Here is a 23057-nt window from a genome sequence, read left to right as displayed (position 1 = left end):
CCACATCTCTCAAATCAGGGATGTGGCCCAATTTTACACTGTTATAGACTTGCAGCACGTCTTCTCTACATTTGAATTTGACCTCCAGAAGCACATTTCTCATGCACAGTGAAGCTGTGCGGAAAGGCCATTCATGACCCAGCAACTGACTGCAAAGGCACAACTGACCGGACGCATCATCACCCCACAGGACCCTGGATGGAATGAGGCCAGAGAAGGCTTCGCTGCCTGGGCTCCCTATGACCGCCAGATGCCCACCACCGTGGTGTTCTGCCAGGACACCGAGGACGTGCAGAACGCCATTCGTTACGTGCGTGAAAACAAACTGCCCTTCCGGGTGCGGGCAGGCCGACACAATTACGAGGCGTACTCCTCTCTGGTCAAGGGAGGCGTGATCATTGATGTCAGCGAGATCAATTTCGTGCGGGTTTCCCGTGACTCTGGGGTCGCCCGCATCGGTGCTGGCATTGCCATGGTGGACATGTTCGAGGACCTTGGAGAGGTGGGGGTGGTGCTTCCTGGAGCCACCGGAGCTTCGGTGGGCCTTGCTGGGCTGACCCTCGGGGGTGGTTTTGGGGTGACCTCCCGCAAATGGGGCCTGATGTGCGACAACCTGCTGGAAGTGAAAATTGTGGATGCCCAGGGAAACCTCCTCATTGCCAGTGAGAAGGAAAACCCGGACCTGTTCTGGGCCTGCAGGGGTGGGGGAGGGGGCAATTTTGGCATTGCCACTGAATTCACCTTCAAGGTGCACCCGATTGGCAATGTGGTGCTCTTTGAGGTCAATTACCTGTGGGAAACCTTTGAGGCAGTGGTGGACGCCTTTCAGCACTGGGCTCCCACCACGGATGACAGCATCTCCAGCATCCTGATGCTGGCTGTGCCGCACACGGTTTCCCAGCAGGCTCCCAAGGTCATCAAACTGTATGGCCAGTACACACCGGACAGCGATCTGGAACTTCCGAAGATTCAGGAACTGCTGGCGCCCATGCTGCAGATTCCTCCGCTGTCCATCAACATCCAGACCCTCCCGGCGATCATGGCTGCAAGGGTGATGCTGGGGGTGAATCCCTTCACCCCCATGTGGAACGTCAATCCCCACACCGACCAGCAGATCTTCAAGAGCAGTTCGGGGATTGTGAACCAGATCCTCCCGATGGAAGCCATCGGGCTCATGAAAAAACACCTGGATGCTGTGCCTCTGCTCTCCAGTCTGCCCAGTCAGCCTTCGATGGTGCAACTCCTGGGTGGGGGAGGGGCCGTGAGCCGGGTGCCCAAAGACGCCACGGCCATGTACTGGCGGGATGCGAGGTTTGTGGTGCAGTTCGATGCCTACTGGACCGCCCCTCAGGATGGTGCCAAAACCATCGCCTGGGCGGAGGAGTTCCGGGTGGCGATGTTGCCCTATACCGTCGGGGCTTACGTGAATTACGTGGACCACTACATCAAGGATTACCTGAAGGCCTACTATGGCGAAAACCTGCCCAGACTGGTGGATGTGAAGAAAAAATACGACCCGGAGAACTTCTTCAAGTTTCCACAGAGCATTCCAACCCGACTGTGATGACTGGTGCCCCCGGAGAAATCCGGGGGCTTGAAGTTTCAGGTGCAGCAGGGTTTTCAGCTGGTCGGGAGAGGTGAAAAGAAACCAAGTATAGCAAAAGCATTGACCAGATGGGGCGTTTGACAACAGATTGATTTTGAATGGGAACTAGAAAAGTGCAAAACCATCGACTGTAAGCGCTTTTTTTGGATTGCGATTTAAGTCAAAGTGTGTGCTGCACGAAAACAACAGGGCCAACGCTGTTTCGTGTAAGAATCTGGAAAGGTTTTGTAAGAGTTCTGTGATCAATGTCTAGACAACAAAATGGAAGTGGTTCCAATTTTGCCATTGATCGTATTGGAATTGATTCCAGATCGTGTTAGCATTTGCTTACCTCAAAAAACAGCAGAGACCTTGAGAACAGGTCACTCCTCTTGATTGTTCTGCATCCACTGGCCTGAACGTTGCGCCTGCAACAGTCAGGTGAAATTGACAGGTCCATGACCCCTGTCCCAACTGTGTTTGCTTTGTGCATTTCATGGCACAAAGAGACCTTTCATGCTTTCAGGAGCACACATGCGCAAACCCCTGCTTGGATTCACACTGATGCTTGCCCTCGCCGCCTGCGGAACCCAGACCCCGGTTCAACAGGCCACCGGCGAAGAAATCCGCCAGGAAGCCCTGAGCCCCACCGCTCTGGGTGCACGCTACACCGATTCCACAGGCACCGTCACCGGAACCACCCATGTGACCTTCCGGGTGTACTCCTCCAAGGCCACACGCATAGAGGTGTACCTTTATGCGCAGGCAGCAGGGGCCGCAGAAAAACTCAAATACACCCTCACCAAAGATGCTGCCACCAGCATCTGGAAAGTGACTGTCCCTGTCAGCACCCTGACCGGAGCAGGCATCAGCACGGTCTATTACGGTTACCGGGCATGGGGACCCAACTGGACCTACAACTCCAGCTGGACCAAAGGGAGCAGCCTTGGGTTTGTCAGTGACGTGGACAGTGCAGGCAACCGTTTCAACCCCAACAAACTGCTGCTGGACCCCTACGCCCTGGAAGTCTCCCATGATCCCAACAGCCCAACCTCGGGCAACTACACCGGATTTGTTTACGCCAGCGGACCCACCCACCGCACCAAAGACTCTGGAAATGTGGCCCCCAAAGGGATTGTGCTGAAGACCGACACCACCAGTTATGGCACCAAACCCACCCGTGCCCTCAAAGACGACGTGGTCTACGAAGTGCACCTGCGTGGCCTGACGAAGGGCGATTCCAGCATCACCAGCTGTGCAGGCACCTACGCTGGAGCTGCACAGAAAGCCGCTTACCTGCAGAGCCTCGGGATCACTGCTGTGGAATTCCTGCCCGTGCAGGAAACCGACAACGACAGCAACGACGTGACGGATGCTGCCTCTGGAAAATCAGCCACCAGCACGAACGGAGACAACTACTGGGGCTACATGACCGTCAATTACTTCGCACCAGACCGCAGGTACAGCTGCGACAAGAGCGCAGGTGGCCCCACAAAAGAATTCAAGGCGATGGTCAAAGCCTTCCATGACCGGGGCATCAAGGTGTTCATTGATGTGGTCTACAACCACACCGCAGAAGGGGGGACCTGGGGCACACCCGACACCTCCACCATCTACAGCTTCCGGGGCCTGGACAACAGCACCTACTACTCCCTGACTGCAGACAGACAGAACTTCTGGGACAACACCGGCATCGGGCACAACTACAACACCCGCAATGCCACCGCCCAGAAACTGATCATCGACTCCCTCAAACACTGGCGGGATGAACTCGGCATCGACGGCTTCCGTTTCGATCTGGCCTCGGTGCTGGGCAACACCTGCGAACACGGTTGCTTCAACTACGACAAGATGGACTCAAACACCGCCCTCAACAAGATCGTCGCAAACGTGCCCCCCAGACCTGCAGCAGGTGGCAGTGGAGTGGACCTGATCGCAGAACCCTGGGCCATCGGAGGGAATTCCTATCAAGTGGGCAATTTCCCCTCTGGCTGGAGCGAATGGAACGGACAATTCAGGGACACCCTGCGCAAAGACCAGAACCAGATGGGCATTGAAGCCATCACCCCTGGACAGCTTGCCAGCAAATTCGCAGGTTCCAGCGACCTCTATGAAGACGATGGACGCAAACCCTGGAACAGCATCAACTTCATGGTGGCCCACGACGGCTTCACCCTGAAAGACCTGTACTCCTGCAATGGCAAGAACAACACCCAGCCCTGGCCTTACGGCGTGAGTGATGGGGGAGAGGACAACAACCACAGCTGGGATCAGGGGAACATTGCCACCGACCAGCGCAAAGCCGCCCGCAACGGCATGGCCTTCATGCTGCTCAGTGCAGGGGTTCCCATGTTCAACGGTGGAGACGAATTCCTGCGCAGCCAGAAATGCAACAACAACGCCTACAACCTGGACTCCTCCGGAAACTGGCTGAACTACACCCTCTCAGTGGACCAGAGCAACTTCAAGACCTTCACCCAGAACATGATCGCGTTCCGTAAAGCCCACCCTGCCCTGCGTCCCGCCAACTTCTACTCCAGTGTGGACAACAACGGCAATGTCATGGAGCAACTGCGCTGGTTCAAACCCGATGGCAACGTTGCAGACGCCATCTACTTCAACAACGCCAGCAACCACGCCCTGGCCTACCGCATCGACGCCACCGAATTCGGTGAAACCACCCAGGCCATCTACGTCGCGTACAACGGCTGGTCTGGCGCAGTGAACTTTGTGCTCCCCTGGCCCGGCACCGGGAAGAACTGGTACCGCGTCACCGACACCTGCACCTGGGCAGAAGGAGCAGGTCAGGTGGACCTGAACGCCACCACCAACCTGGGCGGAGAATGGACCAATTACAGCGTCTGCGGACGGGGTGTGCTGGTGCTGGTCGCAAAATAACCCTCACAAATCCTCCCCCTTTCCGAATCCAGAAGATCACCCTCCATGTGGGGGGTGGTTTTCTTTAGGTCGAGGGCTGAGAGCATAAAATGCAAATGCCAGAGCTGACATGGTCAACAACAGCAAATGCTGAAGCAATTAAACAGCCCTCGGCTCTCAGCTCTCGGCATTCCCTGCAAAGTAACCTTGTTTACCCCCCGCTCTCATGATTTCACGTAAAATTCTGGGGTGAGTTCGTATCTGATCAAGGGCACCGCCGCCGAGGGAACGCTCCGCGTGCTGGCCGCCCACACCACCGAAACCGTTCAGGAATCCAGCGACAGGCACAACCTGTCGAACACCGCCACAGCGGCCCTCGGGCGACTGCTGACCGGAGCCGCCCTTTTTGCGCAGGTCATCAGCAAACACGAAAAAAGCCGCGTCACCCTGAGAATCCAGGGGGGGGGCCCCATTGGTTACCTGCTGGCCGAAGGAAGCACCGATGGCAGCGTCCGGGGTTATGTGGCCAATCCCCATGCCGACCTCCCTCCCAGAACCACCGACGGAAAACTGGATGTGGGGGGTCTGGTGGGCAACGATGGCGATGTCGCAGTGATGCGCCTGCTGGAAAACACCGATCCCTACACCTCCTCCACTGCTCTGGTCAGTGGCGAGATTGCCGACGACCTGACCTACTACCTCGTGAAAAGCGAACAGGTCCCAAGTGCCCTGCTGCTCGGGGTTTATCTGGAGGGTGGAAAGGTGCACACTGCCGGAGGTCTGCTCATTCAGGTGATGCCTGGAGCCAGTGAAGCCACCATCGAGCAACTTGAAAAGAACATCAAGGCACTGGGTCCGGTCACCGAAGCCCTCAGGGGCCGCAGCCTGATTGAAGTGATTCAGCAGGCCACCGAAGGCATGGGCTTCGAGCAGATCGAGGAACCCCTGCCCATCAACCTCAACTGCCGCTGCTCCAGAGAGAAAGCCATTGACAGCCTCAAGTACTTCTCCAGAGCGGAGCACGAGGAGATGGTTCAGGCAGGCGGTCAGGAAGTGGTCTGCGACTGGTGCGGCACCCGCTACCAGATCACCCCCCAGGAAATCCAGGAAGCGTGAGTGGAAACGCACACCTTCACGGCTGAAAAAGGCCGCCTGGATCAACAGGTCAGCCAGCACACCGTGTACTCCCGGTCTCAGGTCCAGCAGTGGATCGAGGCCGGGCTTGTGCGTGTCGCAGGTGAAGTGACCACCCGCACCGGCTTCAAATTGAAAGGGGGGGAAGAGGTCTCCTTCCAGATTCCTCCCGAGAAACCCATGGAAGTGGTGCCAGAAGATGTTCCTCTGGATGCGGTCTTCGAAGATGAGCACCTGATTGCCGTCAACAAACCGCCAGGCATGATGACGCACCCCTCCCAGGGCATTGTCACAGGAACCCTGGTCAATGCACTGATGGGCAGAATCCAGCTTCCAGATGCCGACAGGGACTTTGGAGAAGAAGGTTACCGTCCGGGCATCGTACATCGCCTCGACAAGGACACCTCTGGTGTGATCGTGGTTGCGAAAACTGTTCTGGCCCACGCAAAACTCGCCGAGGCCTTCAAGGAACGCACCACCCAGAAAACCTACCTGTGCATCACGGTGGGTCGGGTCAACCAGGGCAAGGTGATCACCCTGGATGCTCCGGTGGGTCGCCACCCTGTGCAACGCCAGATGATGACGGTGGGGGGCACCGCTTCCCGCGAAGCCCAGACCCACTTCCAGACCCTGGCTGAAGTGCGTGACGATGCCGGACGCTGGTATGCCCTGGTTCAGGCGAAACCCCGCACTGGACGCACCCACCAGATCCGTGTGCACCTGCAGCACCTCAAAGCTCCCATCCTGGGTGATGAAGTCTATGGAAAGGCCAGTCCTGTGATCTCCAGACAGGCCTTGCATGCCTTCAGGTTGCAGATTCCCCATCCTGAAACAGGAAAACTGCTGGATTTGAAGGCCAGTCTGCCTCAGGACATGCAGGAAGCCTGGAAAGCCCTTGGGGGTTCTGAAGCAGACTTCCCCACACCCTCCTGAATCTGAACCGGGTTCAAAATTTCTTGCAACATCACGGTCACGCACAGCGACACAACCGTCATAGAATGAGAAAGACCCACAATCAGGACCTTTCTCATCCATGAGGTGTTCATTCCATGCAGACAGTCTTCACCCCACACCCACCCGAGAAATCCCGCCTGACCCTCTGGTGGATTTTCAGTGCCATCATGGTGCTGCTCACCCTCTACGTGTTCTGGGTGACCCGCAATGCTGAAAGCCAGAACTTCGTCCCCAGTTTCGTGCTGCTGGTGATTTCCCTGTTCATTCTGGGCATCTGTCTGCTGGCCGTGCTTGGCCCCATGCGCATGCGCTACATCATCACCGATCAGAGCCTGATTCTGCGAGGCTTCGCAGGAGAGCAAAAGCTTGCCCTGCAGGACCTCAGGGCACAGGTTCTTGAGCCTTCCATCAGCCTGCGCATGATCGGAACGGGGGTCCCAGGTTACTTTACAGGCCTCTATTCCAGTCAACAGGGCAACATCCGGGTGGTTGCCACCACCACCTCCAGAGGCATCCTGCTGGAGCACCCCAGAGGCAAGGTCTTCATCACCCCGGAAGATGAAGAATTGTTTCTGCAGATTTTGATTCAGCGGCAGCGCAGTTTGAAGACAGCCGTTTAGCGCAGAAGGCTGAAGGCAGAGAGCAGAAGGCACAATAGGCTTGAGCCAGAGCCATGCAGCAGAAGCCTTCTGCCTTCAGCCTTCTGCTCCAGTACTCCATCCGGGACATTTGTAATCCAACCCCCTTCGCTGCATTCATCTCCCGGTATGATGAGAGTCGTGCCAATTCGGGCAACACAACTTTTTTTGGAGGGATCACCACATGCCTAAGTACGAATTACCCCAGCTGCCTTACGCTTACGATGCTTTGGAGCCCCACATTGATGCTCGCACCATGGAGATCCACCACACCAAGCACCACCAGGCCTACATCAACAACGCCAACGCTGCCCTCGAAGGCCTCGATGACCTGCAGGCCCTCAGCCCCGAAGAGCTGATTGCTGACCTGAGCAAGGTGCCCGACGCCAAGCGCGGACCCCTGCGCAACAACGCTGGTGGTCACGTGAACCACAGCTTCTTCTGGCAGATCCTGGGCACCGGCACCGAACTGAAAGGCGAACTGAAAGACGCCATTGAATCCACCTTCGGCTCCGTGGACGCCTTCAAAGAAAAATTTGCTGCGGCAGGCGCAACCCGCTTCGGCAGTGGCTGGGCATGGCTGGTCGTCAAAGAAGACGGCACCCTCGCTGTGGGCTCCACCGCCAACCAGGACAGCCCCCTGATGGGTGAGAACATCGCTGGCTTCAGCGGCACCCCCATCCTGGGCCTTGACGTCTGGGAGCACGCCTACTACCTGAACTACCAGAACCGCCGTCCTGACTACATCTCCGCTTTCTGGAACGTGGTCAACTGGGACAAGGTGGCTGAACTGTACGCTGCTGCGAAGAAGTAAAAGCAGGAGGGCGAGGTATGCCTCGCCCCTAAAATCCCTCCTGACGGTTCAGGAGGGATTTTTGTTGAGGTCAATCATGTTGCCCAGAGAGATTCAAGAGTGGAAAAGCGAACTTCACGGACTACATCATGAGTTGCTGTACGCCCTTGAGCACCTTGGTGTAGAGTTTCGGTGGCAAACAATTGAGAAAACGCTGGTCTGGTTTGAGTTCCAGGCCATTTATGCTGGTCGCATTTATGGGCATGCTCCATATGAACTTGCAGGACGCCTGAGAGAAACAGTGGAATGGGTCATCCTCAAAACAGCACAGGTTCTGCAGAAGGATCAGCATTTTGTTTTTCATATGGATCTGTCTGAGATCTCAAGTTTTGATGTGTGGGTTCCACGCTGGACGGATGTGATTGAAGATCCAGGCCTGGAATGAAAAACCTCCTCTGGAAGCCCAGAGGAGGTTGTAGGGGCGAGCCAGCGGCTCGCCCTCTTGAATTTAATCCATCACAGGAGGAGCCTGGGGTCCCTGCTGTTTCTGGAAAGGCACTTCGGGGATCAGGGCGGTGACGATCATCCCGAGGATCACCACGATCAGGCCCACTTCGAAGATCCCACGGATGGCGTCGGTCCAGGCGGTTTTGTAGGCCACGCCAACTTTATGGATGCTGGCAGTGGTGTCTTTTTCCACAGCATCCAGGGATCTCAGGGTATCGTCGTAGGCGGCTTTCAGGAAGGGTCTGGCCTCAGGAGCCACCCGTCCAGAAGCCAGGGTTTCTTTGAACTGGGCAGGAATCTGGGGATTTCTGGCGAACGCCTTCATGGCTTCGGGTTTGTTGTCGATCAGGGCAGCTTTTGCAAGGGTGCGCTGGTCTTCGAATTTCCGGTGGGCGTCCTGAATCAGTTTCTTCTCGTCGAAACCAGCGGCTTCACTGCTGCCTTCGCGGGGTGCGCCCTTCTGACCCACAAACTGGGATTGCATCTCTTTTGGCACCAGAGGAACCACTTTGCTTTCAAACTGGTGGGTGAGGGAACTGGCGAACACGGTCCCGAGGATGGCCACGCCGATGGTGCTTCCCATCTGCCTGAGGAACGTGGCGCTGGAGGAGGCCATGCCGATTTTGTTTCTGGGGGCCGTGTTGATCATGAGCTGGGTGTAGAGCGGAATCGAAGGTCCCAGACCAATCCCGAGCAGCACGAGTTTGGAGATGATGCTGAATTGCGTTTCATCGGGGTGCAGGGTGAAGACCAGAATCAGGTACCCGACCAGCAGCAGCACCAGGCTGCCCAGCAGCACAGGTTTGTACTTGCCGATCCGGGCGACCAGTTGACCGCTGAGGATGTTCCCGGCGACCACACCCAGGGTCAGGGGAGTGAGGGCAGCACCTGCACTGGTGGCACTCACACCCAGCACGTTCACCATGAAGAGCGGCAGGAACACGATGGTGCCCAGGAAAGCGGCCCCCAGCAGGAAGGCGGCCACTGCGGTGATGCTGTAGGTGCGGTCTTTGAAGAGGCCCAGATCCACAATGGGTTCAGCGGTGCGGCGTTCCTGCATGATGAACAGGATCAGGGACACCAGGGCCAGTGCGAACATCCCGATGATCTGGGGGCTGCCCCAGGCGTAGGTGTCAGGGGCCAGGGTCAGGGCGAGCAGCAGGGGAACCACGGCGGTGATCAGCAGCACGCCACCCACGTAATCGATTTTTCCGCCACGTGAGGTTTTCAAGGGAGGCATTTTGGTGATCATGAACCACAGGGCAACAATGGCGATGGGCACATTGATGTAAAACACCCACCTCCAGCTGATGAAATCGGTCAGCAGGCCACCCGCATAGGGCCCCACCACACTGGAGAGACCGAACACTGCACCGAAGAATCCCTGGTATTTGGGGCGTTCCTGCGGAGTGAAAATGTCACCGACCACGGCAAAAGCGGTGGAGAAGATGGCAGCGCTTCCCAGTCCCTGCAGGGCACGGTAAAGCACAAGCTGGGTGGGGTCCTGGGCCAGCCCGCACAGCATGCTGGCCAGGGTGAAGAGCACCACGCCGGTCATCACGATGCGGCGTCTGCCATACAGATCGGAGAGTTTTCCCCAGATCGGCAGGGTGGCGGTGCTGGTCACCAGGTAGGCGGTGGTGAGCCAGGTGATCCAGCTGGTCTTGAACTGCAGTTCCTTGATGATCTCGGGGGTGGCGGTGGAGACCACTGTCTGGTCAAGGGCGGCCAGAAAGAGGGCCAGCAGCACACCCACAAGGGTGGCCATCTTCTGCTGGTGTGTGTAGGTCGGGGGTGCGGTGGGGGCCTGGGTCATGCTTCCTCCTGCAGGGTCCTGCTGAGTCGAATCAGGTTTCTGGCGGTCTGTTGCAGTTCTTCCTGGGTCAGGCCGCTTCGCTCAATGCCTTCTTGCAAATATCGGTGCGCACTCTCCAGCACCCGCTTTCCTTCTTCAGTCAGGCTGAGTCGGATGCGTCTGGAGTCCTCGGGGTCCAGTTGACGTTCCACCAGTCCACTTTTGACCGAACGGACAATCATCTGGGAGACCATGGGGGCTGGCATGCCAAAACTCTGGCTGACTTCGGAGGGGTAGACGCACCCTTCAAAGAGGGCCTGCAAGAGGGGCATGTCTGTGGTTTCGATGTCCAGGTCTGCCTTGATGCGCCGCAGCATGCCGTGTTTCATGCTCCTGAAAAAAGCCCTCCAGGCGTGCATGAATTCTGTGCAGTCTTCTCGGGAAGGGGAGGAGGGAGATTCTTGCATAAATAAATATTTAAACTTTTAAACTATTTAGTAATGTAAATATTTCACCATTTAAACCATTTGGCCTATTGGAGCAGGAGGGTCGCCCACAGGGCCATCTGACCGGTATCGCAGCACTGTAAACCCTCAAGTTAAAAAGACGCTGAAATCCAACAGGATTCAGCGCCACAGAAAAACAAATTTCACGAACAGAACAGCAACCTACACCAGCATGCTCAGGGCATCTCTGGCACTCAGCTCACAGCCTTTGAGTTGCGGAAAGACCTCCAGCATGGTTTTCTGGGCCTGGGTGGCATCTGCATGTTCTTCCAGGGCCTTGCCAATTTCCCGCATCACACTGGCCTTGAAGCCCGCAAGGTCCGGGTCCTGCATGGCGGTTTTCACCCATTGCAGGGTGGCTTTGAGGTCGGGTTCGGTCTGCATCAGGGCACGGGCCTCCAGACTGATCAGGGCACTGGTGACCCCAGGGTCCGGTCGGGTCTGGTTGCTGGGGTCCTGCATCCCAAGGGCGGCCCTTCTGAGCAAAGCGTGGGCACGGTTGACTTCTGCCAGGGCTTTGTCCGGTTCGTGCATGCGCAAATACACATCTGCGAGGGTGGCACGAACCTGGGCCTCGGCGTAACTGTGGTTGGTCAGGTCCAGGGCCCGTTTCGCATGCACCAGGGCTTTGTGGGCATCGGGTTCTGCTGCTGCGAGGTTCAGCAGGATGTCCGTGATCAAAATGGTGTAGCGGTCTGCGGTGTGGGTGTAAGGGGTGGCTTCTTCCAGCACCCGATGCAGGATGCCCCGGGCCACCTGAATGTCTGGATGGTCAAAAGTGGGTCCGGGGAAAGGGGGGAGATAGGGATTGCCCAGACCCCGGGCCAGATAAGCCAGACCGATGCGGTAACTGGCCCGCCATTCCCGGTACTGGGCTTCCTGACGGCGTTCCGTGCCGATGCGCAGGGCCTGGGTTGCGGCCTGTGCGAGCCTCAGGCCTTCCCGGAAGTTCTCCATGGCCAGCATGATCGGGGCTTTTTCCGAGATCACCCGGGCCTGAATCACCGGATCGGTGCCCTGAGAAAGGCGTTCTGCTTCATCCATCACGACTTTGGCTTCAGAAATGCGTCCCAGACGCCTCAGGCCTGTGGCGTAGCGGGCGGTGACACGGGCACGTTCCTCCAGGGCTGCACCTGCGCTTTCCAGGGCATCATGGGCCTCTTTCAGAGCGGTCACTGCAGGGAAGGGCTGTCCCAGACGGAGCCTCAGGTCACCTTCCTGATACCTTGCACGGGCATAAAGCAGGGGGTCACGGTCCAGAATGGCCGAGAGGTCATTGAGGGCCTCGGTCCAGTGCCCGGAGTCTTTCATGATCAGACCCCGCCACAATTTGGTGCGGTTGGAGAGGGTGGAGTCGGCCTCACTGGCGTATTCCACGGCCAGATTCACAAAGCGGGTGGCTGCTTCGAGGTCGCCCTGCCAGCGTGCCAGAGCAGCCTGCACCAGCACTGCTTCTGCACGGGTGACGCGGGCAATTTCGCTGGTTTCCTTGCCCGAAAGCACATCCTGAATGTCCTGGTTGTTTAAAAGGTTCTGTGCGGCCTCATATGCGGCACGGTCAATGGCGCTCTCGGCCAGTTTGACCCGGCCCCAGGCACGGGCTCCGGTGTCGTTGCTTTCCAGCATCACGCTGATGGCGTCTCTGGCGTCCGGGTGGGCGTATTGGCCCAGTGCAGCGTAATATCCGGCCACCACACGGGCCAGTGATTCCAGCACAGCCCCATGCACCTGCCGTCTGGCCCTGGCCCAGGCATCTGCCAGCACGCCGTAACGCTCGCCGTGTTTGGAGACCCACTGGATCACTTCGGCCCAGGCTCCCGAACGGGCAAGGTGGGCCAGCATGCGTTCTTCAAAGACTGCTTTTTCTCCTTCACGGGCATTTTCCAGGGCTCTGGCGTAAGCTTCGGAGGCAAGCCTGTGGGCACGGGCCAGTTCGTCAGGACGGAGGTGTTTTTTGACCTCTGGAAGCAGGTCTCTGGAAACCACCCGCACGGTCTTGCTGGAGGTGTCATCCATCAGGTTGCGGTACACTTCTGGCAGGGTGCCCAGAGGCCGCCCCAGGGCATGTTCCACCACAAATCGGGGTGCGCTGGATTCTCCGGGCAGAATGGCTGCAGCCAGCACATTGAGCAGGGCACGCACCTCCGGGTCACTGAGGACGGTTCGCACATCATGCACCCGTGCACCACTCCCCAGTGCAGAAAGACCTGCAATCAGGGCAAGCTGTTCCAGATTGCGTCCGCTCTGCCGGATCAGGCGGTCCGCCTCACTGGGGGTGGCTGGCATGCGGGTGGTCAGAAAGCGCCGGGCTTCCTCCAGGGTGGGCGGTTTCAGGGTGATGACCTCGCCCTTGTAATGCGGATGCACCTCTCTGGGATCGCTTAAGGCCAGCAGCACACTGGTGGAGGTGGTTTGCAGGGGCAAAAACAGGTTTTCCCACACCCACCTCGAAAGGCTGATCGATTCCCCCAGGGCGTTTCTGGGCTGCGTTCCAGCAATGGTGTTCGGGGCGTTTCCAATGCGCACCAGCAGGATCTTGCCTTCCATGCGCTCGCGGATCAGGCGGGCCACTTCATGTTGCAGGCTGGCCTGCACGGCAAAAGGCAGGCCCGAGTGAAGCCTGGCCAGACTCTCTGCATTGGCTCCGGACAGTTCCAGAATGCTGGTCAGGGAGGGGGCAATCTCTCCATCAAGCATCAGGCGGTAACTCTCCTGCACCCCCAGTTCACGAAGGGAGCGTTCCAGGTGGTCAATCAGGATGGTTTTCCCCACCCCGTTTCTGCCCACCACCACCATCCTGGGTGCCCGTCCGGCCCGGATGCCTGCAATGAACTGGCGGTAGGCCCGTTTCTTCTGCCGTCCCAGAAGCTGCGAAGCCTGCTTCATGACCCTGCTGGAAGCCACATCCCTGGCCCCTTCGGGCGGTTCGGGCAATTCCATGTTGTTTTGCTCGTACAGGTTCGCGATGATCTGGAAAAGGGTGCTCTTGTCCTCGGCGGTGCCAATCTCTCGGTAGATGATGTTGCGCACAGCATGTGGATTGGCGTTTTTGGCTTCCATCTGCTTTTCCAGCCAGCGCAGGCTTCCCACATGTCCATGCTCGTCGCGCTGACCGCGCAGGGAGGGACGCAGGTGTTCCAGGATCTTCAGCCAGGTGGTTTGCATTGCATGACTCCTCTGGTGGTGTTCTTGCAGTCTGATCTCATTATACGGTTTATGTCAATTGGTAAACCAGTCTAGGGAAAAGCCATCAGCGGTCAGTGATCAGCGGTCAGCAGGAACACCATTGCGTTGCTGTTGTTGAAAGAGGGTGGCGATGGGTCAGACAAATCAAAAACAAGGATGTGAATGTTCTCTTGGCGCTCTGCGAAGATTTAAGCTTTCCAGACAATCTTTTGCTGACCGCTGACCGCTGATGGCTGACTGCTCCCTGCTGACAGCAGGTTCCTTTTTTGCTACAATCTATACCAAGTCCAAAAACCACGGAGGTACACATGCGCTCAATTCTGGTGACCCTGGCGCTCACGCTTGGCTCCATTGCTTTCGCCGCAACAGCCAACGATGTCAGCAACCTGATCGAAAAAGGCGACACCAAAGGGGCCGTCACCATGGCCCTGACCATCAACAATTCAGATGCCCTCGCCTACGCTGCACGGGCCACCAGTTACAGTGGTGCCCTGGCCCCCGAAAACGAACGCCGGGCCATCTACGAAAAAGCCGAAGATTATGCCCGCAAGGCCATTGAGATGGACAAAAACAACGGTCTCGCCCACTTCGAGCTTGCCCGAGCCCTGGGCCGCAAAGCCCAGTTTGTGGGCATTCTGGAAAGCCTCCCCATTGCCCCCGAAGTGCGCAGGGAACTGGAAACCGCCATCAAACTTGATCCCAAACTGGCCGGAGCTTATGTGGCTCTTGCCGTATGGAACGCCGAAATTGCCTCCAAGGGGGCCATTGTGGCCGGTTCGCTGGGAGCAGACTTTGACAACGTGCGTCCCAACATGCAAAAAGCCATCCAGCTTGAACCCGGCGAGATCATCCACCGCCTGGAGTTTGCCAAAGCCCTGCTCAAAGACGGCAACCGCCGCAGCAAAGCCAAGAGCAAACAGGAAGCCATCGCTGCTCTGGAAGCCGCAGTGAAGCTGGAAGCCAAAGACTTCTGGGCCAAACGCGATCTGGCAGAGGCCAGAGCCCTGCTTACCTCCCTGCGCTGATTTTCTGCTCAAAAACAGACACCCTCAGGCTGCTGGGGGTGTTTTTTGATGTTTAGAACAGCCCCGTCTGGGCCACCATGAAATCCATGAGACCAAAACCCATGAGCTGGGTGGCCACCAGAGAGGTCCAGAAGTTTCCAGTGGTGTCCTTCCACAAGAAACGCATTCGGGACAGCAGCACGGTTCCCAGGATCAGGGCAGGATAGGGACGATACCCCCAGGGGATTTGATTCGCTAAAGAGAAAAGCGTGACCCAGGTTGAAATGAAGCCTCCCACCACAACACCAACCAGCAACAGCCACAGGGGCAGGCGGTGCTTCTGTGGTGCCCATGCCAGCTGCACCATCAAAAACAGAATCAGGCTGATCAGTCCAGCCGGCGTTCCATATCCAATGAAGTACTCGATGTAGTCCAGATTTTCACCTCTCCCTGAAGAGGCAGATCACACCACTTGCTGGTCTGCTTCTGCTGTGTTCAGAGGATCAGGTAGACCATACTTCTCGCAAACCCCCTGGTAGTATTTGATTTTTTCGCCCAGATAATTCAATTGAGACAGCAATTCTCCAATTTTGTCTTCCAGGTTCAGCCTGTGGGATTCCAGCAGCAGGATGCGCTCTGGAACGGTGGTGTACCCACCTTCATCGAGTTCAGCGAAGGCCTGCATGCCCGTCAGGGGCATTCCGGTGTTTTTGAGCAGCAACAAGAACCGCATGCGGTGCAGATGCTTTTCCTGATACTCCCGGTGACCACTGGCATTCTTGGGGACCTCACCCAGCAAACCCAGGTCTTCGTAGTAACGCAGTGTGGAGGCGGGAAGTCCGGTCATCTGGCTGAGTTCCTGAATGCTGTACGTGGTCATGGTCTCACCTGGTCTTTCTGAAGGGTCTTGACTTCAAGTTTACTTGAAGTTCTAGACTTTTTTCAGACCAGCTGGAAAAACCTGTCTGGTGCGAAAAGGAGGTCTTATGGAGTACCGTCAGCTGGGAAGAACCGGACTTTTTGTCAGCCCCCTTACTCTGGGAAGCATGCTCTACGGAACAGCCACCGATCAGGCAGAGGTGGACCGTCAGGTGGCAAAGGCCCTTGAGGTGGGCATCAATTCTTTTGACACCGCAAACATCTACGGCAAGGGCAAAAGTGAGGAAGCCCTCGGGAAAGCCCTGAAAGCGCAGGTGGACCGGGACCGCATAGTGCTGGCGAGCAAAGTGCATGTCTCAATGGACGACAGTGACCCCAACGCCAGAGGCAACAGCCGCAAACACATCCTGCAACAGGTCCATGCCTCGCTGAAACGTCTCGGAACGGATCACCTTGACATCTACTACATCCACCGTCCGAGCACCACGGTGCCCATCGATGAAACCCTCAGGGCGCTTGATGACCTGATTCGCCTCGGAATGGTGCGTTACATCGGGACCAGCAGTTACGCAGCGTGGCAGGTGCTGGAATCCCTGTGGGTCTCCAAAGAACTTGGTCTGAACCGCTTTGTGGTGGAACAGAGCCCTTACCATCTGCTGGATCGCAGCATCGAACGGGAACTGCTGCCGATGGCCCAGACCTACGGCCTGGGTGTGCTTGCGTGGTCTCCACTGGCCGGAGGGTTCCTCACCGGAAAATACCGCCGTGAGCAGGTGCGCCCGGAAGGCAGCCGGTTTGCAGAGCTGAATGGAGACTGGAACCGCAAACACTTCATTCCCCAGGCTTTCGATGTGCTGGAAGGCCTGCTACCCATCGCTGAAGAACTGGGGTGCTCCCTGGCGCAGCTCACCCTGGCCTGGTGCATCTCTCAGCCTGGCATGACCGGAGCGGTGATCGGGGCAAAAAGCATGGAGCAACTTCAGGAGCAACTCGGAGCCCTCGACCTGCGCCTGACCCCCGAAATTCAGGCGCGCATCAATCAGGTGGCTGTTCCCGCACGCACAGTGGTGCCTTATTACCTGGAAGATGGGTTCAAGGACCTGCGCCCCCACCAGTACCGCTGGTGAGAAAGGACACCCCATGCGAGACATGATGGCCATGGTTGCCCGAACACTGGGTCCTGCAGATGTGCTGCGCCCTGAACGCATGCCCATTCCAGAGCCTGCCCCCACCGAAGTGCGGATCAAAGTGGAGGCTGTGGGGGTCAATTATGTGGATGTGCAGCACCGCGCAGGTTTCCCGTATTCGGTGCAGGCCCCACTGGTTCCGGGCATTGAAGCTGTTGGGACCATTGAGAAAGTGGGGAATGCAGTCACTGGCTGGCAGATCGGGGACCGGGTGGGGGTGGCCGGACCCATGTGCGGATGGTACGCTGAGCAAGCGTGTGCGCCTGCGGAACGCCTGATCCCCATTCCGCAAAGGCTGTCTTCAACACTGGCTGCTGCGGTGATGCTGCAGGGCATGACAGCCCACATGCTCACAGAGACGGTCACCCACCTGATGCCCGGACAGGCGGTCCTTGTTCATGCGGCGGCTGGAGGGGTGGGCCTGCACCTTGTACAACTGGCCAAACGCCGGGGAGCAATGGTCTTTGGCACCGTCTCATCCCAGAGCAAGGCCCTGCTTGCCCGTGATTACGGGTGCGATCATGTGCTGGTGGGCACACAGGACTGGGACGTTGCGGTGAGAAAACACTGCCCAGACGGAGTGGATGTGGTTTTCGATGGGGTGGGTGGATCTGCTTTTCAGGTGGGATTGCGGGCCCTCAGGGCAGGAGGGCACATGGTTTGCTACGGGCAGTCCGCAGGACCTGTGCCTCCCATCGATCCTGCACAACTCAGTGGCTTCACCGGACAGGGGAATCAGGGTTCACTGACCCTCACCTGGTCGACCCTCAGTGACCACAACCGCCACCCGCAAGACATGCGTGCACGGGCCGCAGCTGTGTTTGAGCTGCTGCAACAGGGAGACCTGAGGGTGCACCTCGCAGCAGAATTCCCTCTGATTGAGGCAGCAGAGGCCCATAGGCGTCTGGAATCCCGCAACACCACCGGAAAGCTGGTCTTGCAGGTGTCTTCAGATCTAAAATCCAGTTGAAGGTCACAAAACCCCGCACCCACACACCAGAACCCTAAACAAAATCATGGAGGTCGGCATGCAGGTGTTATGATGAACCCATGAAACTGGAACTCGAAGACCTCCTGCTCGTGGTAGATGCCAGGGAAGCCCTGCAAGACATTCATCAGCACCTCCCTGCAGGTGTGCGGTTGCGGGCCGCAAAGGTGAACCTGACCCTGGGGGCTTACCTCGCCAGAGGAGGCTTTGGAGAACTGAATGCCAACCCTTTCCGACACGAAGTACTGGGCCTCACCTACCTCAGTGCCTCAGGCCCGGTGGAGGTGGGAGGCATCGTGGTGAAAAACGTCAGCGGATACGACCTCACCCGACTGGTGATCGGAGCAGGTGTGGAGGCTTTCCAGAGCGCCAACCTCCGCCTGAGACCAGAAGCCGGGAGCAGGCTTTACCGCACCCCGGAAAAACCATCTTTCGAGGACCTGAAAAAACAGGGCTGGGCCTACGCCTGGAGAACTTCCACCCACACTTACGTGGAGGGGGATCAGGACGCACCCGCTGGACATGAACAGGTGGAATACTGCACCGATCCCGTCACAGAAGACATCCGGGGACCCCTCAACCTCCAGCCTGAACAGAACGACCTTACCCGCAAGGTTCTGGACACCCTGCAGCTCAAAACAGGGGATTAAAGGTGCGCTGGAGCGCTCTTGCAGGGAAGGGCATCTGAGACAGTTCACAGTTGACAGTTCACAGCAAATACCTCCCGGTGCCAGAGCTTTTTTAGCCTTCTGCTTTCTGCTTTCTGCCTTCTGCTCTTGGCCCTCCGCCCTCGGCTCCCTGTTCACGCCCACTGACGCCAGCCTTCCCAAAGCGATAGAATACTCCTCATGACTGACAGCAAGACCCCGCTGAGCTGGCGGGAGTCCATTCAACAGGGCAACTTCAAGCAGGCCGAGGCCAGAATCCAGGCCCTGGAACTGGTCGGAGAGCACCATCCAGAAATGCTCCTGGCAGTGCAGGCCATGATGGGCACCACCGAGGCCATCAGGAGCAAACAGTTTCTGAAAGCTTTGCGTTATCTCCCGGACCTGAACCCCCTGCAGGAGTTCTTTTCCCTGTCTGACCTGAGAATGGGCATTGAAACCCTGCAACAGACCGAAAAACAGGAGGAGCGTGACCCTGAAACCCTCAGGTCAAAGCTGCAACCTGCCTGGAACAACCCTTTCACCCGCGCAGAGGCCCTGAACCGCATCGGGGTGCTGCAGGCCCAGCTGGGAGATCCGGTGCAGGCCAGGGTGGCCTTCGAGGAGGCCATCCAGAGCGATCCCATGCATTTCCGGGCCATCACCAATCTGGGGAACATTGCGCTGGAGGCAGGCAACCACAATGAGGCAGAAGCCCTGTACCGTCGTGCCCTGGAACTGAACCCCGAGCACCACCTGGCCCACAACAACCTCGCAGTTTTGCTGCGCAAACAGAAACGCATCGGGGCCTCCATCCAGTCCCTGAAGAAAAGCCAGCGTCTGGAACAGAAAGCCCTGATGCAGCAGGCCAGAGAGGAAGGCAGGCAGCAGGCCCCTGCTGCAAAGGCTGGCGTTTTTGCCCTTTATGGAGTGATCCTGATCGGGGTCATCTGGTTCCTGCTGACGAGGTGAAATGTGGCCCTGATTCTCACATCGCAACAGGTCAAAGCACTGGACCAGACCCTCTCTGAAAAAGGCCTTCTGGAGGTGACTGTCGAGAACGCTGGACGCAGTGTGGCCGAAGCCCTGCACCGACACTTCCCGGATTCCAGGGTGCTGGTGGTGGCTGGAAAGGGCTTCAATGGAGCAGATGCAGTGGTGGCCGCCCGTCACCTGCTTGCCCTGGGCCATGAAATCACCGTGCTTGCCCACCAGGAGGCCCACCAGGACAGCCTGAAAAAACTCCAGGTCTTTACGAAGACCTTTCCTCTCACTGTCGACCAGGTGCGCCACCACATGGCAAAGAACGATGTGGTGCTTGAAGGTCTGCTGGGCACAGGTTTCCAGCCTCCCCTCAGTGCAGAATACGCTGCCCTGATTGAGGCCCTGAACATGTCCCTCAAACCTGTGGTCAGCATCGACCTGCCCAGTGGGGTGCGGGCAGATGTGCCAGAGAGGCCAGAACTTGCAGTGCGGGCAACCCGCACATTTGCCCTGGCCGGACTGAAGCCCTGCCACCTGTTTGAACCTGCCAGTGAATGGGCAGGGGAGACCGAACTGCTCTCCATCGGGGTGCCTGGACAGTACACCCACCAGTTCACCAGCACGCACACCGTTGAGCCTTCAGACGTGCAGCAGTGGCTTCCCAGACGCAACCAGAACGCCCACAAGGGAAGTGCCGGGGAGGTGTGGGTGCTTGGGGGCAGGAGCGGCATGACCGGATGCGTTGCCCTGAGCACCCTTGCTGCCCTCAGAACAGGAAGTGGTCTGGTGCGCCACTCCAGTGTGGTGCCTGTGGAGCACGCGCCAGCAGAAACCATCAGCCATGCCCTTCAGGACTGGAGTGAAGTGAAAGACCTGCCCTTCAAAGGGGCAGTTGCGGTGGGGATGGGCCTCGGAGACCAGGCCGAAGACATTGCTGCAATGGTGCTGGAAAAGCACCTGCCCACCGTGGTGGATGCAGACGCCCTGCAAACCTCACTGCGGGGCAAAGGCCATGAACGGACCATCTTCACCCCCCACCCTGGAGAGGCCGCCCGCATGCTGGAAACAGATGTTGCTGAGGTGCTCTCCGATCCTCTGGGTGCCGTGCGGACCCTGCAGAAACAGTATGGTGGCGTGGTGGTTCTCAAGGGAGGCCCCACCACCATCGCCACCAAACAGACCACCTGGGTCAACACCTCTGGAAACCCAGGCATGGCCTCTGCAGGCATGGGAGATGTGCTTGCAGGGATCATCGCCAGTTTGCTCGGTCAGGGGCTCAGTGCCAAACATGCCGCCCTGAGCGGGGTGTACCTGCACGGACGGGCAGGAGACCTGTGTTTTGAACGCCACCATTACGGGCTGCAGGCCAGCGATGTCGCTCACGCGGTCGGACCTGCCTGGCACGCCCTGCTTCATGGAGAGTGAATGGACCCGAAACCCGAACACAAAGCCCGCATGCGAGAACTCGCCCTCGAATTCGCCCGCAAACACCAGGCCCGTGACCTGTACAGCCTCGGGGAGGCCGCAGGAGCCAAGCTGGTTTTCATGGACCTCGGGGAACGGGACGGGGCGTATGATCCGGTGCACAAGGCCATCGTCATCAACAACACCCGCGACCTGAACCGCCAGAAGTTCACCCTTGCCCATGAGATCGCACATGCGCTGCTTTTAGATGATGACGACCTTTTAAGCGACATCCACGAGGACTTTGAAGGGGACCACCTTGAACAGGTCATTGAGAGGCTCTGTGACTGGGGTGCCGCCAACATCCTGATCGAACCTGAAGTCCTGAAAGACGTGCTGGACCGCCACGGCATCAGTGCCCAGGCGGTGCTGGACCTCAGCCGCAAAGCCCAGATCAGCCTGCGGAGTGCCATGGTCTCCATTGCTGAACAGGCCCAGGAACCCACCCTGATCGTGCTTTTTCAACCTGCCGCTCCCCAGAAGCCGCTGGTGGTGAACTTCACGGCCCAGAATGCAGCTTTCAAATATTCCCTGACCCTCGGACAGATCATCCCGAAAGACCATCCTGTGCAGGTCAGCTTTGACACCCGCCTCCCCCTGGATGAGAACACCTTTGTTCCTTTCACCAGTGGACGAAAGATGCCAGCCCATCTGACCACTTATCCAGAAAAGCACCGTGTGGTCGGGGTGTTCAGGACGGTGTGATCAGGTGGAGGTTTTTGAGTGCCAGCAGTCCCTGAAGGGTCTGGTAAATGTAATATCCCACAAAAGCAAGAATCAGCAGAAAAACCGGACCATTGAACAGCAGGCCGCCAGGAACAGCATGAGGTCCCAGCAGTCTGAGATAACCCAGCACCAGTAAGGCAATGGCAAAAGGCAGCCTCAGGCTGAAAAACACCCATCCCACGGTAAATTCAGTCCAGATGCGTGTGCAAACAAGCCTCAGTAAATATTCTGCTTTCAACAGCAGGTAGGCACCCAGCAACAGTCCAACAAATGAAAGCTGTTCCTGAAAAGACAGAAACAACCCCTTCAGGATGGTGTACACCAGCAACCACCAGTGTCTGCGAAAATCTTGCGGCATGGACTGGATCATCTTTTGCCAGGGCGATCCAGAAAAAGCATAAATCCACTCCCTGTCATGTGTTTTGAACACCGGGTCCAGACGTGAATCTTGCTGAGAGAGGGCCATGGGCACGTCTCCTGTTTACTTCCCTGCTTCCTCAGGGTGCAACTGGTAACCCACGCCACGCACCGTCTGGATCACCTTGTTCCCGAGTTTCTTGCGCAGAGAGACCATCATCACATCGATGATGCGCTCCCCACCCTGAAAATCAGCACCCCACACGTTGTCCAGCAACTCTTGACGGGAATGGGGTTGCTCCGGGTGTTCGGCCATGTACCACAGCAGTTCAGTCTCCTGCTTGGACAGTTCCACTTTCTTCTGCTGGATGTACACGCACTGGTCCACCTTGCTGATGCGCAACCTTCCGGTGGTGGCTTCCAGAGGGTTGAAGTTCTGCCTCAAGAGGGCCTGGATGCGGGCTTCAAGCTCGGTCAGGTCAAAGGGTTTGCCCAGGTAGTCGTCTGCGCCACTCTTCAGGCCCCGCACTTTGAAGGAAGTGTCAGCCAGGGTGCTGAGCATGATCACCCTGGCCCGCAGCTGGTTTTCGCGGATAAAGGACAGAATTTCGTAACCACTCATGTCTGGCAGAATCACATCCAGAATCACCAGATCGGCCTGTGACACCTGTTCCAGAGCAGCCTGACCTGTGGAAGCCGTCATCACCTGGTACTCCTGCCCTTTCAGGTAGGACTGGATGATGGAGGATTGCACCGGGCTGTCTTCAACAATGAGGATTCTCGGCTGTGACCGATTTGAGGCTGGCATGTTGGACCGATTATAAGCAAATTGTGCCCATTTTTCTGTTG

General features: G+C 57.6%; 21 protein-coding genes. 14 read left to right on the top strand and 7 right to left on the bottom strand.

The features are described from left to right. The first annotated feature begins 133 nt into the window (after window positions 1–133). From DC3_RS24890 to DC3_RS24860, 7 genes are all read left to right on the top strand, one after another. Window positions 134–1564 (top strand): FAD-binding oxidoreductase, encoded by a 1431-nt coding sequence (locus DC3_RS24890; RefSeq protein WP_146889986.1) that lies wholly within the window; start codon window positions 134–136, stop codon window positions 1562–1564. A gap of 555 nt (window positions 1565–2119) precedes the next feature. Beyond that, window positions 2120–4483: an isoamylase gene (locus DC3_RS24885; protein WP_146889983.1), complete on the top strand. Its 2364-nt coding sequence runs from the start codon at window positions 2120–2122 to the stop codon at window positions 4481–4483. Between the two features lie 228 nt (window positions 4484–4711). Then, window positions 4712–5578 (top strand): Hsp33 family molecular chaperone HslO, encoded by an 867-nt coding sequence (hslO, locus tag DC3_RS24880; RefSeq protein WP_246130805.1) that lies wholly within the window; start codon window positions 4712–4714, stop codon window positions 5576–5578. Further along, entirely contained in the window at window positions 5579–6529 is a 951-nt protein-coding gene (locus tag DC3_RS24875; RefSeq protein WP_146889980.1) for an RluA family pseudouridine synthase, read from the top strand. Window positions 6530–6645: 116 nt separating this feature from the next. Beyond that, a complete protein-coding gene (locus DC3_RS24870; protein ID WP_146889977.1) occupies window positions 6646–7170 on the top strand; it encodes a PH domain-containing protein in 525 nt (174 codons plus the stop codon). A 202-nt stretch (window positions 7171–7372) separates the two neighbouring features. After that, a complete protein-coding gene (locus tag DC3_RS24865; RefSeq protein WP_146889974.1) occupies window positions 7373–8002 on the top strand; it encodes a superoxide dismutase in 630 nt (209 codons plus the stop codon). Window positions 8003–8078: 76 nt separating this feature from the next. Then, window positions 8079–8426, top strand: coding sequence for a hypothetical protein (locus DC3_RS24860; RefSeq protein ID WP_146889971.1), 348 nt, complete (start codon window positions 8079–8081; stop codon window positions 8424–8426). A gap of 63 nt (window positions 8427–8489) precedes the next feature. On the opposite strand, the gene DC3_RS24855 is transcribed toward DC3_RS24860, so the two are convergent. From DC3_RS24855 to DC3_RS24845, 3 genes are all read right to left on the bottom strand, one after another. Beyond that, the gene (locus DC3_RS24855) at window positions 8490–10304 is read right to left on the bottom strand and encodes an MDR family MFS transporter (RefSeq protein WP_146889968.1); all 1815 of its coding nucleotides are present in this window, start codon (window positions 10302–10304) and stop codon (window positions 8490–8492) included. Next, window positions 10301–10672 carry a MarR family winged helix-turn-helix transcriptional regulator gene (locus tag DC3_RS24850; RefSeq protein WP_186816247.1) on the bottom strand — a complete coding sequence of 124 codons (372 nt, stop codon included), beginning with the start codon at window positions 10670–10672 and terminating at the stop codon, window positions 10301–10303. Before DC3_RS24850 ends, DC3_RS24855 begins: the two co-directional genes overlap by 4 nt. Before the next feature lie 279 nt (window positions 10673–10951). Next, the gene (locus DC3_RS24845; protein WP_146889961.1) at window positions 10952–13954 is read right to left on the bottom strand and encodes a tetratricopeptide repeat protein; all 3003 of its coding nucleotides are present in this window, start codon (window positions 13952–13954) and stop codon (window positions 10952–10954) included. 329 nt (window positions 13955–14283) lie between these two features. Here DC3_RS24845 and DC3_RS24840 point away from each other — a divergent pair, with 329 nt between their 5' ends. Further along, window positions 14284–15000 carry a hypothetical protein gene (locus DC3_RS24840; protein ID WP_146889958.1) on the top strand — a complete coding sequence of 239 codons (717 nt, stop codon included), beginning with the start codon at window positions 14284–14286 and terminating at the stop codon, window positions 14998–15000. A 52-nt stretch (window positions 15001–15052) separates the two neighbouring features. Here DC3_RS24840 and DC3_RS24835 read toward each other — a convergent pair whose 3' ends face one another. Continuing rightward, window positions 15053–15346, bottom strand: coding sequence for a hypothetical protein (locus tag DC3_RS24835; RefSeq protein WP_146889955.1), 294 nt, complete (start codon window positions 15344–15346; stop codon window positions 15053–15055). A 96-nt stretch (window positions 15347–15442) separates the two neighbouring features. Further along, window positions 15443–15859: a MerR family transcriptional regulator gene (locus tag DC3_RS24830; RefSeq protein WP_146889952.1), complete on the bottom strand. Its 417-nt coding sequence runs from the start codon at window positions 15857–15859 to the stop codon at window positions 15443–15445. 106 nt (window positions 15860–15965) lie between these two features. Between DC3_RS24830 and DC3_RS24825 the strand changes: the two genes are divergently transcribed. The 6 genes from DC3_RS24825 (at window position 15966) to DC3_RS24800 (ending at window position 21830) form a co-directional block, all read left to right on the top strand. Beyond that, a complete protein-coding gene (locus DC3_RS24825) occupies window positions 15966–16985 on the top strand; it encodes an aldo/keto reductase (RefSeq protein WP_146889949.1) in 1020 nt (339 codons plus the stop codon). Window positions 16986–16998: 13 nt separating this feature from the next. After that, entirely contained in the window at window positions 16999–18015 is a 1017-nt protein-coding gene (locus DC3_RS24820; protein WP_186816246.1) for a quinone oxidoreductase family protein, read from the top strand. Between the two features lie 80 nt (window positions 18016–18095). Then, entirely contained in the window at window positions 18096–18683 is a 588-nt protein-coding gene (locus tag DC3_RS24815) for an FAD-binding oxidoreductase (protein WP_146889943.1), read from the top strand. A 198-nt stretch (window positions 18684–18881) separates the two neighbouring features. Further along, window positions 18882–19649: a tetratricopeptide repeat protein gene (locus DC3_RS24810; RefSeq protein ID WP_146889940.1), complete on the top strand. Its 768-nt coding sequence runs from the start codon at window positions 18882–18884 to the stop codon at window positions 19647–19649. A 3-nt stretch (window positions 19650–19652) separates the two neighbouring features. Beyond that, window positions 19653–21086, top strand: a complete 1434-nt coding sequence (locus tag DC3_RS24805) for an NAD(P)H-hydrate dehydratase (RefSeq protein ID WP_146889937.1) — start codon at window positions 19653–19655, stop codon at window positions 21084–21086. Beyond that, complete coding sequence (locus tag DC3_RS24800) at window positions 21087–21830, top strand: ImmA/IrrE family metallo-endopeptidase (RefSeq protein ID WP_146889935.1); 744 nt, start codon at window positions 21087–21089, stop codon at window positions 21828–21830. It begins immediately after the preceding gene. Here DC3_RS24800 and DC3_RS24795 read toward each other — a convergent pair. Beyond that, window positions 21817–22317 carry a hypothetical protein gene (locus DC3_RS24795; protein ID WP_146889933.1) on the bottom strand — a complete coding sequence of 167 codons (501 nt, stop codon included), beginning with the start codon at window positions 22315–22317 and terminating at the stop codon, window positions 21817–21819. The two genes, DC3_RS24800 and DC3_RS24795, sit on opposite strands and share 14 nt — an antisense overlap. Before the next feature lie 15 nt (window positions 22318–22332). Further along, on the bottom strand, window positions 22333–23016 hold the full coding sequence (locus DC3_RS24790) for a response regulator transcription factor (RefSeq protein ID WP_146889930.1): 684 nt from the start codon (window positions 23014–23016) through the stop codon (window positions 22333–22335). Between the last annotated feature and the right edge of the window lie 41 nt (window positions 23017–23057).

The organism is Deinococcus cellulosilyticus NBRC 106333 = KACC 11606, assembly GCF_007990775.1.
GTDB lineage: Bacteria > Deinococcota > Deinococci > Deinococcales > Deinococcaceae > Deinococcus_C > Deinococcus_C cellulosilyticus.
This window is presented reverse-complemented; position numbering and strand designations above follow the sequence as displayed.

What these genes read in the sequence shown, in the direction of transcription:
- DC3_RS24890 (WP_146889986.1), top strand. Translation starts at nt 134, where the DNA reads ATGACCCAGCAACTGACTGCAAAGGCACAACTGACCGGACGCATCATC.
- DC3_RS24885 (WP_146889983.1), top strand. Translation starts at nt 2,120, where the DNA reads ATGCGCAAACCCCTGCTTGGATTCACACTGATGCTTGCCCTCGCCGCC.
- DC3_RS24870 (WP_146889977.1), top strand. Translation starts at nt 6,646, where the DNA reads ATGCAGACAGTCTTCACCCCACACCCACCCGAGAAATCCCGCCTGACC.
- DC3_RS24865 (WP_146889974.1), top strand. Translation starts at nt 7,373, where the DNA reads ATGCCTAAGTACGAATTACCCCAGCTGCCTTACGCTTACGATGCTTTG.
- DC3_RS24860 (WP_146889971.1), top strand. Translation starts at nt 8,079, where the DNA reads ATGTTGCCCAGAGAGATTCAAGAGTGGAAAAGCGAACTTCACGGACTA.
- DC3_RS24855 (WP_146889968.1), bottom strand. Translation starts at nt 10,304, where the DNA reads ATGACCCAGGCCCCCACCGCACCCCCGACCTACACACACCAGCAGAAG.
- DC3_RS24850 (WP_186816247.1), bottom strand. Translation starts at nt 10,672, where the DNA reads ATGAAACACGGCATGCTGCGGCGCATCAAGGCAGACCTGGACATCGAA.
- DC3_RS24845 (WP_146889961.1), bottom strand. Translation starts at nt 13,954, where the DNA reads ATGCAAACCACCTGGCTGAAGATCCTGGAACACCTGCGTCCCTCCCTG.
- DC3_RS24840 (WP_146889958.1), top strand. Translation starts at nt 14,284, where the DNA reads ATGCGCTCAATTCTGGTGACCCTGGCGCTCACGCTTGGCTCCATTGCT.
- DC3_RS24835 (WP_146889955.1), bottom strand. Translation starts at nt 15,346, where the DNA reads ATGGTGCAGCTGGCATGGGCACCACAGAAGCACCGCCTGCCCCTGTGG.
- DC3_RS24830 (WP_146889952.1), bottom strand. Translation starts at nt 15,859, where the DNA reads ATGACCACGTACAGCATTCAGGAACTCAGCCAGATGACCGGACTTCCC.
- DC3_RS24825 (WP_146889949.1), top strand. Translation starts at nt 15,966, where the DNA reads ATGGAGTACCGTCAGCTGGGAAGAACCGGACTTTTTGTCAGCCCCCTT.
- DC3_RS24820 (WP_186816246.1), top strand. Translation starts at nt 16,999, where the DNA reads ATGCGAGACATGATGGCCATGGTTGCCCGAACACTGGGTCCTGCAGAT.
- DC3_RS24815 (WP_146889943.1), top strand. Translation starts at nt 18,096, where the DNA reads ATGAAACTGGAACTCGAAGACCTCCTGCTCGTGGTAGATGCCAGGGAA.
- DC3_RS24810 (WP_146889940.1), top strand. Translation starts at nt 18,882, where the DNA reads ATGACTGACAGCAAGACCCCGCTGAGCTGGCGGGAGTCCATTCAACAG.
- DC3_RS24800 (WP_146889935.1), top strand. Translation starts at nt 21,087, where the DNA reads ATGGACCCGAAACCCGAACACAAAGCCCGCATGCGAGAACTCGCCCTC.
- DC3_RS24795 (WP_146889933.1), bottom strand. Translation starts at nt 22,317, where the DNA reads ATGGCCCTCTCTCAGCAAGATTCACGTCTGGACCCGGTGTTCAAAACA.
- DC3_RS24790 (WP_146889930.1), bottom strand. Translation starts at nt 23,016, where the DNA reads ATGCCAGCCTCAAATCGGTCACAGCCGAGAATCCTCATTGTTGAAGAC.